The 13,497-nt window shown below is 54.2% G+C and carries 11 protein-coding genes; 5 read left to right on the top strand and 6 right to left on the bottom strand.

The features are described from left to right. Positions 1-30: 30 nt before the first annotated feature. Together AC0IXH_RS07015 and aldA are read right to left on the bottom strand one after the other, a co-directional pair. Positions 31-1,074: an acyltransferase family protein gene (locus AC0IXH_RS07015; RefSeq protein ID WP_471720251.1), complete on the bottom strand. Its 1,044-nt coding sequence runs from the start codon at positions 1,072-1,074 to the stop codon at positions 31-33. Positions 1,075-1,657: 583 nt separating this feature from the next. Beyond that, the gene (gene aldA, locus AC0IXH_RS07010) at positions 1,658-3,097 is read right to left on the bottom strand and encodes an aldehyde dehydrogenase (RefSeq protein ID WP_338568647.1); all 1,440 of its coding nucleotides are present in this window, start codon (positions 3,095-3,097) and stop codon (positions 1,658-1,660) included. Positions 3,098-3,466: 369 nt separating this feature from the next. Between aldA and rhaT the strand changes: the two genes are divergently transcribed. Continuing rightward, entirely contained in the window at positions 3,467-4,501 is a 1,035-nt protein-coding gene (rhaT, locus tag AC0IXH_RS07005; protein WP_013202053.1) for an L-rhamnose/proton symporter RhaT, read from the top strand. 78 nt (positions 4,502-4,579) lie between these two features. On the opposite strand, the gene rhaR is transcribed toward rhaT, so the two are convergent. Both rhaR and rhaS read right to left on the bottom strand, forming a co-directional pair. Continuing rightward, positions 4,580-5,449: an HTH-type transcriptional activator RhaR gene (rhaR, locus tag AC0IXH_RS07000; RefSeq protein WP_471720250.1), complete on the bottom strand. Its 870-nt coding sequence runs from the start codon at positions 5,447-5,449 to the stop codon at positions 4,580-4,582. An 8-nt stretch (positions 5,450-5,457) separates the two neighbouring features. Beyond that, entirely contained in the window at positions 5,458-6,285 is an 828-nt protein-coding gene (gene rhaS, locus AC0IXH_RS06995) for an HTH-type transcriptional activator RhaS (RefSeq protein ID WP_013202055.1), read from the bottom strand. A 299-nt stretch (positions 6,286-6,584) separates the two neighbouring features. On the opposite strand from rhaS, the gene rhaB reads away from it, so the two are divergent. The 4 genes from rhaB to rhaM are packed head-to-tail and all read left to right on the top strand — an operon-like array spanning position 6,585 to position 10,466. Next, positions 6,585-8,057, top strand: coding sequence for a rhamnulokinase (rhaB, locus tag AC0IXH_RS06990; RefSeq protein WP_134824063.1), 1,473 nt, complete (start codon positions 6,585-6,587; stop codon positions 8,055-8,057). Continuing rightward, positions 8,054-9,310 (top strand): L-rhamnose isomerase, encoded by a 1,257-nt coding sequence (locus AC0IXH_RS06985; RefSeq protein WP_013202057.1) that lies wholly within the window; start codon positions 8,054-8,056, stop codon positions 9,308-9,310. The genes rhaB and AC0IXH_RS06985 overlap by 4 nt, the downstream gene beginning before the upstream one ends. 9 nt (positions 9,311-9,319) lie before the next feature. Then, on the top strand, positions 9,320-10,162 hold the full coding sequence (gene rhaD, locus AC0IXH_RS06980; RefSeq protein ID WP_013202058.1) for a rhamnulose-1-phosphate aldolase: 843 nt from the start codon (positions 9,320-9,322) through the stop codon (positions 10,160-10,162). Next, entirely contained in the window at positions 10,152-10,466 is a 315-nt protein-coding gene (rhaM, locus tag AC0IXH_RS06975; protein ID WP_013202059.1) for an L-rhamnose mutarotase, read from the top strand. Before rhaD ends, rhaM begins: the two co-directional genes overlap by 11 nt. Before the next feature lie 50 nt (positions 10,467-10,516). Here rhaM and AC0IXH_RS06970 read toward each other — a convergent pair whose 3' ends face one another. Together AC0IXH_RS06970 and AC0IXH_RS06965 are read right to left on the bottom strand one after the other, a co-directional pair. Then, positions 10,517-11,704 (bottom strand): sugar transporter, encoded by a 1,188-nt coding sequence (locus AC0IXH_RS06970; protein WP_013202060.1) that lies wholly within the window; start codon positions 11,702-11,704, stop codon positions 10,517-10,519. Between the two features lie 285 nt (positions 11,705-11,989). Then, positions 11,990-13,408 (bottom strand): MFS transporter, encoded by a 1,419-nt coding sequence (locus tag AC0IXH_RS06965; protein WP_134824066.1) that lies wholly within the window; start codon positions 13,406-13,408, stop codon positions 11,990-11,992. Positions 13,409-13,497 lie beyond the last annotated feature (89 nt).

Genomic DNA, 13,497 nt, shown 5'->3' with positions numbered 1-13,497 from the left:
GACAATTGGAGGTGCACTTTCAAGGAACGTTTACCCCGCTTTTACCTGCAGGATCACTGAGGCACGCCGTTCAATCATCCAGTAAACCAGGTAACCGAAGCCGACTGAGCCAACCAATAACAGCGCCATTGCAAGGTACAGAATAGTCTGGCTGCTGCCCGCAGGAATAATCAACTGAATGATTTCCACCAGTGCCCCCATCAAAAGGCGATGGCAGACATAGATTGAATAGGAAGCCAGACCGACGGCCGTTAATACGCGACCCGCAGAAGACGTTTTACTGATGCGGAAACTGAAAAACGTCAGAATAAAGAAACTCAGGGTCAGCACCACCAGTTGCAGGAAACCCTGGGAAAGCGTTGTCCCAACGATAACCAGGAAGGCCACCATCAGCAGCGAATATCCGCTGTGAAACCAGGGTATCGTTAATCTCGGCTGTATGGCAAAACAAAAAACACCGCTGAGAAAATAAAGCATTACTGGATTGGTATAGAACTGGAACCAGGGGTTATCGCTCGGAACCAGTAAACTGGCGGCGGCCAACACAATCACGCTGAGGAAAATCAAGGTCAGGCCAGAACGGCGTGCCAGCAATAAGCCAGTAGAAAAAATCAGATAAAACAACATCTCGTAGCAGAATATCCAGCCTGAGGAGAGCACCGGCGTCAACGAACCGAGCTCTTTAATGTAGACCGAAGGAATAAAAAGCAGTGACAGGATATTATCCACAGGTTCTACGGTTGTAGATGGAAACCACGAGGGTTGTATCACCCAAAATACAATAGTGACCAGCGTGAATAAATAATAAACCGGCAATATTTTTACCAGTCTTCCTTTAATAAACGGAATAACCTTTCCTTCGCCAAAGTCATTCCAGTGCAGGCTTGAAATAAGATAGCCACTGCTCATAAAAAAAAGGAAAACGCCTAACTGACCGATTGAAGAACCATAACCTGCCAAACCTGAAAATTTCACGTCACTTAATTTACCGGCAAAACTTTCTGCATTGCAGAGTACGATCAATAAACAGGCTGCGGCGTGCAGCCAGGTAATAGAGAGTAAATTATTTTTCATGTAAATGACCCCGGTGCTGTGTAGGAAACCCCTCACCGCAGAACGGTGAGGGGCAGGGAGCATATCCATTTTTAGAATTGAAGATTGATGGATTTTATCATTGGGCCTTTATTGGCCTCTTTGTAATGAGATTGCTGTGTGTGTCTTTCTTTCAACACATAAGCTCAAACGCGCTCTGTGTGAGGTGATACATTAACCTGATTTAATCATTTATTTCCATATGTAAAATACAACTTTAATTAGTTTAGGAATTTCCTGTACCTGTTGCTTTAATTAATTTTGGATAAAGTGTGCAAGTAATAAATGGCGCTAATAATTGTTTTTTGTTTAACCGTCAGCAAGGTGCTGAATTCAGGCAACACAGTGCTAATACTGGGAATTTAACGGCGACAAATGATTAGCAACTTCTGCCAAAATGCCGGGGAACACAACCGGTCATCATGAATAGTTAAGGACCCTTAACTATGGGACTATTCCTGGAGCCCGGTATAAGGGGGCTGAATGAATGCGGCATGGACTGATATGACCGGAAGCAGCCGGTAAAACCCCGCCGGCTGCTTCATTACTGGAAACACAATGTGAATTAATGATACTGCAGATAGGCCACGTGAGTTTGTAAGTACTCCTCCAGACCGTGGCGGCCGTCGGCGCCGCCGATACCTGATTTTCGCCAGCCGGCATGGAACCCCTGCATCGCCTCAAAATTCTCGCGGTTCACATAGGTCTCGCCAAACTTCAGCTGTTTGAGTGCCTGCATTGTGGTGTTCAAATCACGGGTGAAAATAGAGGAGGTCAGGCCATACTCGCTGTCATTGGCCATTTCAATCGCCTCTTCAAGGGTGTTGAAGGGAATAACCGGTAGCACCGGGCCGAAAGTTTCTTCCTGAATAATCGCCATTTTTTGAGACACGTTGGTCAGAAGCGTCGGCTCGAAGAAATAGCCGCGCTGGCCACTGCGTTTCCCGCCGGTGACAATTGTCGCGCCTTGTTCAACCGCCAGCGCGACCTTTTGTTCAACGCGCGTCAGGGCATCGGCGGAGATCAATGGGCCCATATCGATGTCGCTGCGTTCTGCCGGATTGCCGCTGGTCACCTGGCCGAAAGCGGTCGCCAGACGCCCGACAACCTCGTCATAAACCTCCCTTTGCACATAGAGCCGCTCGGCACAGTTACAAACCTGCCCGGTATTGATCATTCTGGAGCTGACGATGGCTTTTACCGCCAAATCGAGGTCTGCATCATTCATCACTATTGCAGGCGCTTTTCCGCCCAACTCAAGAGAAACTTTAGTGATATTCGGCGCCGCTGCCTGCAAAGTGGCAATACCAGCGTTGACGCTACCCGTCAGGCTGACCATTCCGACCTTGGGATTGGCGGCCAGCGCCTGGCCGACCTCCGGACCATAACCGGTTACCAGGTTAAAGACGCCCGCAGGCAGACCCACCTGGTCGACAATGTCGGCAAACAGCATGGCGTTATTCGGCGTCAGTTCGCTGGGCTTAATCACGATGGTGTTACCGGTGATTAAGGCCGGGGCCGCTTTACGCGCGATCAGGAAGAAGGGGAAGTTCCACGGCAAAATGCCGGTGGTAACGCCAATCGCTTTTTTAAATACCATGATGGTTTCATTCACCCGATCGCTTTGTACGATCTCGCCTTCATAACGGCGGGCCCACTCAGCCATATAGTCGAGGTAATCTGCTGTAAACAGCACTTCCGTTTGCGCCAGTTGCTGGGTTTTACCGCCCTCGGCAACAATGGTGGCGGTGATTTCTGCTTCACGGCTGCGGATACCGGCAGAAATTTTGCGCAGCCAGTTGCCCCGTTCCACGGCAGGAAGGGCTTCCCAGGCGGGCTGTGCCGCTTCTGCGGCATCTATCGCCCGGTCTGCATCTTCACGGTTGCCTTCCGGCACCTGAGAGAGCAATGCTTCCGTCGCGGGGTTAATCACATCAATCCAGCGTCCGCTGCGGTTTTCTACAAACTGGCCATTGATATAAAGGCGATGTTGGCGTGCGGTCATGGCAGATTCTCCGTAAACACTATTTTATGGTGAGGTTAATGAAATGTTGCGTTATAAAATACTGCCGCAGGAAAAGCGCGATGACCTTTCCCTGACTGCCATTCAGTCATGAGGATTGGCAGAATCTAAAAGAACCGCAGGGCCTGAAGGTGAAAAAGCAATTTACGCTTAAAAATGAGGGGATTATCAGGTGGGAAGGGGATTTTCATGGAATGGCATCAGAAACAGGATTTGTGATCGCGGTCAGCAGGAGGCGCTGAATTTTGCCAGGTTTCTGCCACAGCGGGCAGTCAGCCTAAGGTGCCCGCGGTTCGATCCTTCGTAGACTGCGGATACCGGGCACCTCACCCTCCTACGAAGGAAATAATAATGAATCAAGCAATCCTTTCAGGCATCCTGTGGCATCTGGTGGGCGCGGCCAGCGCCGCCTGCTTCTATGCTCCGTTCAAAAAAGTCCGTCACTGGTCATGGGAAACCATGTGGTCAGTTGGCGGTATCGCATCGTGGATCGTTTTACCCTGGGCGGTCAGTGCCGTATTGCTGCCAAACTTCTGGGGGTACTACAGCAGCTTTTCTCTCTCTCAGCTGTTGCCTGTCTTTCTCTTTGGCGCCATGTGGGGCGTAGGGAATATTAACTACGGTTTGACCATGCGCTATCTGGGCATGTCGATGGGGATTGGTATCGCCATCGGTATCACTCTGGTGGTCGGCACGCTGATGACGCCGTTACTGCAGGGCCGCTTCGTCGAACTGTTCAGCTCAGCAGGGGGCAGGCTAACGCTGCTGGGCGTCCTGGTTGCGCTGATTGGTGTGGCCATCGTTTCACGCGCGGGCTTATTAAAAGAGCGGGCGATGGGCATCACCGCCGAAGAGTTCAACCTGAAAAAGGGGCTGGTGCTGGCGGTGATCTGCGGCATCTTCTCCGCCGGCATGTCCTTCGCGATGAACGCCGCTAAGCCGATGCATGATGCGGCGGCGGCCCTGGGTATCGACCCGCTGTATACCGCATTGCCGAGCTATGTAGTGATTATGGGCGGCGGTGCGCTGGTCAATCTCGGCTTCTGCTTTATTCGTCTGGCAACAAAATCCGATCTTTCGGTCAGAAAAGATTTCTCGGTGGCCAAATCCATGCTGATCAGCAACGTGCTGCTCTCCGTGCTGGGCGGCACCATGTGGTATCTGCAGTTCTTCTTCTATGCCTGGGGCCATGCCCGCATTCCTGCGGAATATGACTTTATCAGCTGGATGCTGCATATGAGCTTCTACGTTCTGTGTGGTGGTCTGGTCGGGCTGGTATTAAAGGAGTGGAAAAATGTAGGGCGTCGTCCGGTCAGCGTACTTTGCGGTGGCTGCGCGGTGATTATCCTCGCAGCGAATATCGTCGGAATGGGCATGATGTCCTGAGGCAAGCCTGAGTGGGCAGGATGCCCGAGGTTGTTACCGTCACCACAGGGACGTGGTGCCGGCCGTTCCTTCCTTCCTTTATCCTTCGTGTCGGGCAAAATGCGTTTTACGCTGATTGCCATGTTCAAACTGTTGCCTGAAGGCGCTCGGCGTTAAGCCCGTTTCGCGGGTAAACACTACCGAAAAATAGTTACTGTCATCAAAGCCGCATCGGGCGGCCACTTCACCGATCAGGCAGTCGCTGCTGCGCAGTAACACCTTCGCCCGGCACAGCTGCAGCTGGCGAATATAATGGCCAGGCGTCATCCCGGTTTGCTGGCGGAACAAGTGCTTCAATGCACGTTCTGACAGCTGATGCTGTTGGCAAAATGCGCTGAGGTCAAAGTTAGTGGCAATCTGTCCCTGAATGGCGGACATCAACAGGTCTAACTGCTCACCTTCCGGTAATTGCCAGGCGCTGTCCGCGGCATATCGGTGACGTTGTAACGTCAACACCAGCTGCAGGAATAAGGTTTCGGTTAGCTGCCTGGAGAGCTGGTCGCTTTTCCGGCTCTCCTGCATCAGCTGCTGAATGACTCCACGGGCCAGCGCCATTCCTCGGGTCGTCAGCCGCCAGGCGGAACCATCATTTTCCGGCAGGAAGTTTTTCCAATCCAGTCCCAGCGTGAAGCGTTCCGGACAGTAGATAATGTTGTCCAGCACCAGGTCGTTAACCGATTGGAAGCTGTGACAGTCATCGGGGCGCAGGTAGAACAAATCCCCGCAGGTGATTAGCCAGGGTTTGTCATTCATCACATGCAGGCCGTTGCCCCGCCAGACGATCACTAACTCACTGAATTCATGGATATGCGGCGGGAAGCTGGGCTGTGGCGCGCGGTCAGCAACCGCCACAGGCATCAGCTCAGAAGGGAAATAGTCGGCTTTCGCCAGGCGAAGGGTTGGCGTCAAGGTTCACCTCACAGATCATTTTGTCTGATGGTACGCGGAGAGGTGCCAAACTCGCGCTTAAACAATGTAGAAAAGTGATTGCTGTCACCAAATCCACACTGATAAGCAATATCGGTAATGCGCATTTCACTGTGCCGTAGCAAATGACGCGCCTGCAACAGACGTAGTTGATTCAGATAACGTTGCGGTGTGCTGCCAGTTTGTTGTTTTAACTGGCGATGCAGGGTTCGTAGCGACAGTGAGAAGCGGGTTGCCAGCGCTTCCCAGTCAATTTCTTCACTGAAATGCTCGGCCAGCCAGTTAAGCAATCCGCGCATCCGGCCATCCTGATCGTCTCCTGGCAATTCGCTGCACCCACGGCGCAACAGCACCAGCAGCTGCATAAAGCGCATCTCCTGTTCCGCCTGATTTTCCCAGTCGGCGCGATCGGGCGACTTGCCCAAATCATCAATCAGCGCTTTCGCCTGTGCCAGCACCTTGTTGCCAATGCGCCAGTGGGACGGGTAGTTGCCTTCGCATTCCTGCGGCAGAAGATGCTGAAAGCCGGTGACAAAGCGGAAGGCTTCCGGCCCGCGGTAGAGCACATTGGTGAGGATCAGCTTGTCGGTATTTTCGTACAGATGGCGATCGTGATTGCGCACAAAGCAGACGCAGCCACCGCATAAAGGACGCGGCTCGCCATTAAAGATATGGATGCCCGCACCTTGCTCGACAATCACAATCTCATGGAAATCATCGTGATGGTGCTCGGGAAACGCACCCTGAGGGGCACGCGGTTCTATGGCTATCGGCAGTCCGCCGCTCGGGAAAAAATCCACGCTGTGTAATACGGTCATGATCTTTCCTCTTTAGCAGTCATCGGGCAAGTCTACTGCCCGACGCGGGGCGCTGACCTTGAATTTTCGACAGCAATTAGCCGCAAACGAGCTGTATTTCTAAGAATGGTGCAAGGGAATAACAGATTTGCGCGGCGTGTCACATCGACACCCTAAGCAGTTGAAAAACAAAACTGTGAGCTGATTCACGTTCACCTTTGCCAGATTGCCAGCGGCCGACAGCGGCTGGCAGTTACGGGAAGGTGTCAGATCGTCAGGCTTTTAGACTGTGGCTATCGAACAGAAAGGAAGCCAATGCTATGACCTTGCGAAATTGTGTTGCCATCGACCTGGGTGCCTCCAGCGGCCGCGTGATGCTGGCCCGTTTTGATGCCCAAACGGGTGAGCTTCAGCTGGAAGAAGTGGCCCGTTGTGTTAACCGTCTGGTCACCGTGGATGAGCAGCAGTGCTGGGATGTGGATGCGCTGGAAACCTTTATCACCCGCGCACTGAACACGTTGGTCGAACAGGGTATCGTGCCGGACAGCATCGGGATCGATACCTGGGGCGTGGACTACGTTCTGCTGGACCAGGATGGCGAAAGGGTCGGTTTGCCGGTGGCCTACCGCGATGGCCGTACGCAGGGCGTGATGCAGCAAGCCTGTCAGGCGTTATCCCGTGAGGCGATCTATCAACATACCGGCATCCAGTTCCTGCCTTTTAACACCCTGTATCAGCTACGCGCGCTGACCGCCTCCAAGCCTGAATGGCTGGATCGGGTTAAGCATGCGCTGATGATCCCGGACTACCTTCATTATCGTTTAACTGGCCAGCTGAACTGGGAATACACCAACGCCACCACCACCCAGCTGTTGAACATTGATAGCGGAGAGTGGGACGAGACGTTATTGGCGTGGACCGGTGCAAAGGCCAGCTGGTTTGGCACGCCTTCGCAGCCGGGGACGCCACTGGGTAACTGGACCAGCGCCGATGGCCAGCAGGTGCCGGTGATTGCGGTCGCCACCCACGATACCGCCAGCGCCGTGCTGGCAGCACCCGTCGCCGGAACCAATGCCGCGTGGATGAGCTCCGGCACCTGGTCGCTGATGGGCTTTGAAAGCCTCGAACCCTTTACCGGTGACGCCGCGCTGGCACTGAATATCACCAACGAAGGCGGCGCGGAAGGCCGCTATCGGGTGCTGAAAAATATTATGGGCCTGTGGTTGCTTCAGCGTGTTTGCAGCGAACTGGCTATCGAGGATTTATGTGCGTTGATCGATGAAGCAGAACGCCAGCCAGCCTGCCGGTCGCTGATCAACCCCAACGACGATCGCTTTATCAACCCAACGAATATGGTGCGGGAAATTCAGGATGCCTGCGTTGAACAGGGTATGCCTGCGCCAACGGACGCACCGGCACTTGCCCGCTGTATTTTCGACAGCCTGGCGCTGTTTTATCGCCAGGTCCTTCATGAACTTGAGGCGTTGCGGGGCCATGCTTTTAGCTGGCTGCATATTGTCGGCGGAGGCTGTCAGAACCCGTTACTCAACCAACTTTGCGCGGATGCCTGCGGTATCCCGGTGATCGCCGGGCCAGTTGAAGCCTCCACGCTCGGCAACATCGGCAGCCAGCTGATTGCCAGTGGTGATATTCAGGACGTCACGCATCTGCGCCAGCTGATCAAACAAAACTTCTCTCTTAAAACGTTTACCCCTCACGCCAGTGACGTCTATCGCCGCAGTTGGCCGCGTTTCCAGTCACTGACACACAAGGCAAAGGAGCTATGTATATGACCCGAGCAATCGAACAGGCGTTTGAGCTGGCGAAACAGCGTTTCGCTGAAATTGGCATTGACGTCAACGCTGCGATGGCCCAGCTGGACGAGCTACCCGTTTCCATGCACTGCTGGCAGGGCGACGATGTAAAAGGCTTTGAAAATCCGCAGGGCGCGCTAACGGGCGGTATTCAGGCCACCGGGAATTATCCGGGCAAAGCCACCACGGCTAACGAACTGCGTGCCGACCTCGATCAGGCGATGGCGTTGATCCCAGGACCGAAGCGTCTGAATCTGCACGCTATTTATCTCGATGCCGAAAGCCCGGTCGATCGTATCGACATCAAGCCCGCGCATTTCAGCCAGTGGGTTGAATGGGCGAAGAAAAATAAGCTCGGTCTGGACTTTAACCCTACCTGTTTCTCGCATCCGCTCAGTGAGGATGGTTTTACTCTGGCGCACCCTAATCCTGAAATCCGCCAGTTCTGGATTGAACACTGCAAGGCCAGCCGGAAAATTTCCGCCTCCTTTGGCGAACAGCTGGGAACGCCGTCAATTATGAATATCTGGGTCCCGGACGGCATGAAGGATCAAACCATCGATCGTTTTGGCCCGCGCGAACGACTGATGAACTCGCTGGATGAGATTATCAGCGAGAAGCTCGACCCTGCACATCATTACGATGCGGTGGAAAGCAAGCTGTTCGGCATCGGTGCGGAAAGCTACACCGTGGGCTCCAATGAATTCTGCCTTGGCTATGCCAGCAGCCGCCAGACGGCGCTGACCCTGGATGCCGGTCACTTCCATCCAACCGAGCAGGTCTCTGACAAAATCTCCACCGCCATGCTGTACGTTCCGCGTCTGTTGCTGCATGTGAGCCGCCCGGTACGTTGGGATAGCGACCATGTGGTGGCGCTAGATGATGAAACTCAGGCCATAGCCAATGAAATCGTCCGCCAGAAGCTATTCGACAAAGTGCATATCGGCCTGGACTTCTTTGATGCCTCCATCAACCGTATTGCGGCCTGGGTCATCGGTACCCGCAACGCGAAAAAGGCGCTGCTGCGTGCGCTGCTTGAGCCGGTAGACACCCTGAAAACGCTCGAGCTGGAAGGGGACTACACCACGCGTATGGCGCTGTATGAAGAGCAAAAATCTCTGCCGTGGCAGGCCGTGTGGGAAGCCTACTGCCTGCGTCACGATGTGCCGGCCGGTGCCGGTTGGTTAGGCGATGTTCGCCACTATGAACAACACGTTCTCAGCAAACGTTAAGGATCTAACATGCAAAATATTCTCAATGCCTGGTTTGTGCGGGACATGGTCAAAGCCACCAGCGATATGTGGCTGAAAGGATGGGATGAGCGCAACGGCGGTAACGTCAGCCTGCGTTTACTGGACGAAGAAGTCAGGCCTTTTGCGCAGGACTTCGATCGCGAGCCACGTACCGTTGAGCTGACGCAACCGGCTCCGGGACTGGCAAACTGCTGGTTCCTGGTGACCGGATCGGGCAAGTTCTTCCGCAATGTGCAGCTGGATCCTGCCGACAGCCTGGTGCTGCTTCGGGTCAGCGAAGATGGCCGCGCGTACAGCATTTATTGGGGGCTGACCAACGGCGGCCTTCCGACGTCTGAACTGGCATCACATTTCCAGTCGCACAGCGTGCGCATCAAGGCCACCAACGGTGCCGACCGCGTGATCATGCACTGTCACGCCACCCACTTTATGTCGCTAAGTTATGTGGTTGAGCTGGATTCTGCCCGTTTCACCCGCCTGTTATGGGAAGGCAGTACCGAGTGTCTGGTGGTCTTCCCCGATGGCGTGGGCATCGTGCCGTGGATGGTGCCTGGCACTGACGGCATCGGCGAAAAAACCGCTGAACAGATGGCCTCCCACAGCCTGGTGATGTGGCCATTCCACGGCATCTTTGGCGCAGGACCGACGCTTGACGAGACCTTTGGTCTGATTGATACCGCGGAGAAATCGTCAGAAGTGGTGGTGAAAGTGCTGTCGATGGGCGGTATGAAGCAGAGTATCACCACCGCAGAGCTGATTGCGCTGGGCGAACGCTTTAACGTTAAGCCGTGGCAGGCTGCACTGGAGGCGCGTCATCCTCATGTTGCGTAAAGCGTTCGTGATGCAGGTTCATCCGGATAAGCATCAGGAGTATCAGCAGCGGCACAACCCGATCTGGCCTGAACTGGCGAAAACCCTCAAGGAGCATGGCGCGCATCATTACAGCATCTTTCTTGATGCGCAGCGCAACCTGCTGTTTGGCGTGGTGGAGATAGAATCAGAAGCGCGCTGGAATGCGGTGGCAGAAACCGACGTATGCCAGCGCTGGTGGCAATCGATGTGTGAACTGATGCCGTCTAACGCGGATAACAGCCCGGTAAGTACTGAGCTCAAGTCGGTGTTTTATCTGGACTGAGAAAACAAAAAACCACCTGAAAAGGTGGTTTTTTTTAAGCTTAAATCCGCTTAGCCATTAATGCGTAACTGCGGATAACGCCGCATGCTCCACGCACACCAGGCCAGCGCTAGCAGGCCAATCGTACCGCCAGCGTAACCAATATTCTGCATATCCAGATGCAGGCTAACCTGATTACCCAGCAACGCGCCGCCGCCAATCCCGATATTATAAATCCCCGAGAGTAACGACATGGCGACGTCAGTTGCATCCGGTGCCAGCGCCAGCACGCGAACCTGCACCGCCAGCCCGATAATCATTATTCCCATGCCCCAGAAAATACACAGCGTGGAAATCGCCAACGTATGGGTGGCCGAAACATACAGCGTCAGCATGCAAAGGGTAATTAGCGCTATGGCACCCAGTAAAAATGCCGCCGGAAATTTATTGCCGAGGGTACTGAACAGAATGCTACCGACAATTCCGGCTGCACCAAATATCAACAGCAGGAAGGTAGTAAAGTTGGCACCCATCGCCGCCACACTTTGAATAAACGGCTCGATATAGCTGTAGGCGGTATAATGCGCGGTCACGACGATGGCAATCAGTAAATAAAGCGAAACCAGAGCAGGGCGCTTAAATAACATCGGCACGCTTTTCAGTGAGCCAGTGTGCTCACTTGGCAGCTTCGGCAATAATTTCGCCAGGCACAGCATGGTCACCAGCGCGACGAATCCAATCACCCCGAATGTAATACGCCAGCCGAGGTACTGTCCAATCATGCGACCAATCGGCAGGCCCAATACCATCGCCAGCGCGGTGCCGGTTGCCAGCATACTTAATGCCTGAGTCTTTTTGCCCGCCGGCGCAACGCGGATCGCCAGAGACGCGGTAATCGACCAGAAAATGGCATGAGACAGGGCAATGCCGATACGCGACAGTACCAGGATATTGAAACTCCAGGCAAAGGTCGAGAGCACGTGGCTGGCGATAAACAGCGTGAAAATGGCAATCAGCAGGAAGCGACGCTCAACATTTCTTGTCAGCAACATCATCGGCAGTGACAGCAGGGCAACGACCCAAGCATAAATGGTCAGCATCAACCCGACCTGTGCCGTGTTCATATTGTAGCTGGCCGCAATGTCAGACAGCAGACCGACCGGTGCAAACTCGGTGGTATTAAAGATAAATGCGGCAATGGCTAACATGAAGACACGTAGCCACGCTGTTTTGCGTGAAACAGGATTAGTAGATTGCATTGGAGTTAACGACTTGTTGATAGAAAGTTAATTCCACATCGGGCGGAATCTAAGAAATTAAGCGCGTATTGTGTTTTATTTATCCGCCAGATGACACCGAAAAAGTGCCCTTTTTTGTAAAACAGTATAATTGTCGGACTCTTCGCCAATAAAAAGGCCGCAACGGCCTTCATGTGTCTTAATAATGCCTTAGCCGAGGTAAAAAAACGGCTGGCTGTCGGCGGGAAACACCCTGTCCGACCGATTCAGCCAGCTGCCGGGGACCTGCTTAGCGTCTTACCGCCCTTAACCAGGCTGGACCAGTAAACTCCGGCGTGTCGCTACCGCTCGGATCACCAATACCAGCATCACAATCCATTCAGCGGCCAGCGTCAGCAATACCGCCTGCTGATAACTGCCATGCTGTTGTAATACCTGACTGTAAACGGTGCCTAACAGCATCGGTCCCAGGCCAAACGCGGCCTGCTGCACGGTAGACAGCATCGCACTTCCCGCACCGGCATGATCTTTCGGCACATCAGACAGGCCAATACGATAGAAGCAGCTGACGATAAACGACTGGCCAAAACCAATTAAGGCGGTTGCCGGGATCAGCGCATAAATGCCAACGTCAGGCCAGCCGGTTTTAAAGGTGGCCATCAATGCCAGCAATCCCGCCATTTGAATCCCACAGCCGGTCAGCAGCATGGCGATGCGGCTTAACTTCTCAGCGATGCGGGTGGTGCACAGCGACCCAATAAAATAGGCCACGCCCAACGCAATAAAGGCGTTCCCCGACTGGAAAGGCGTCATACCCAGGCCGGACTGCAGGGTAAGCGCCACGGCAAACATAAAACCGCTCCAGCAGGAGAAGAACAGCACCGCAATGGACAGGCCGAAGCGCACACCGTTCAGACGCATCAGGCTGGGTGGCAACAGCGGATGCCCCTGTTGCTGTTCCAGCGTCACTTCCACCCGCCATAAACGGTGCAGCAAGACCGGGAAAGCGGCCAGCAGCAGGATGCAAGGCCAGGACCAGTGCAGCAACGGCCCCAGCGCCAGCGCTAACAGCAGGCAGCCAATGGCGCTGGCGAGGAGAACCGTGCCGGCCAAATCGATGGAGACCTTCTGCGATTTTTTGGTTTCAGGGATGCTTTTCGCGGCAAACAGCACGATCAGGACACAGAGCGGGATGTTGATCAGGAACACGCTGCGCCAGCCATAGCCACCAAGGTTGGCGGCAATCAGGAAACCGCCCAGTACCTGACCGATAATAAAGGCCAGCCCGCCGATGCCGCCGTACAGGCCAATTGCGCGAGCATGGGCGCGCCCGTGCAGGCAGACGTGCAGCGTAGCGAGGATCTGCGGTACCACCATCGCCGCGCCAATACCCTGTAATGCACGGGCAACCAGCAACAGCCAGACGGAATCCGCCAGGCCACACAGCAGCGAAGCGATGCCGAACACCACCACGCCCAGCGTAAACACCCGGCGGCGGCCATAGTTGTCTCCCATTCGGCCGCCCATTGCCAGGCTAACGGCAAAGGCAATGCCATACACCGCAACGATCAGCTCCAGCTGGATCGGCGAAGCGTGCAGGGTGGTGGACATGGCATCCAGCGCCACGTTAACGATGGAGAAATCGATCATCGGCAGCAGTTGCCCCGCCAGTAAGACCAGCAGGCCGCTGCGGCCCAGCGTTGGAGAATCGGAGGCGTTGTTCATCAGGTAAAAACCTTGTCAGCAATCAGAATGAGGCATAGCATCAGCGATCTGTGAAACGGGTACCAGTTTTTGATTATCATGGTATAAAT

This window comes from Erwinia sp. AC075, assembly GCF_979253995.1.
The sequence above is the reverse complement of the archived record's forward strand: the minus strand, read 5'-3'. Positions and strand labels throughout refer to the sequence as shown.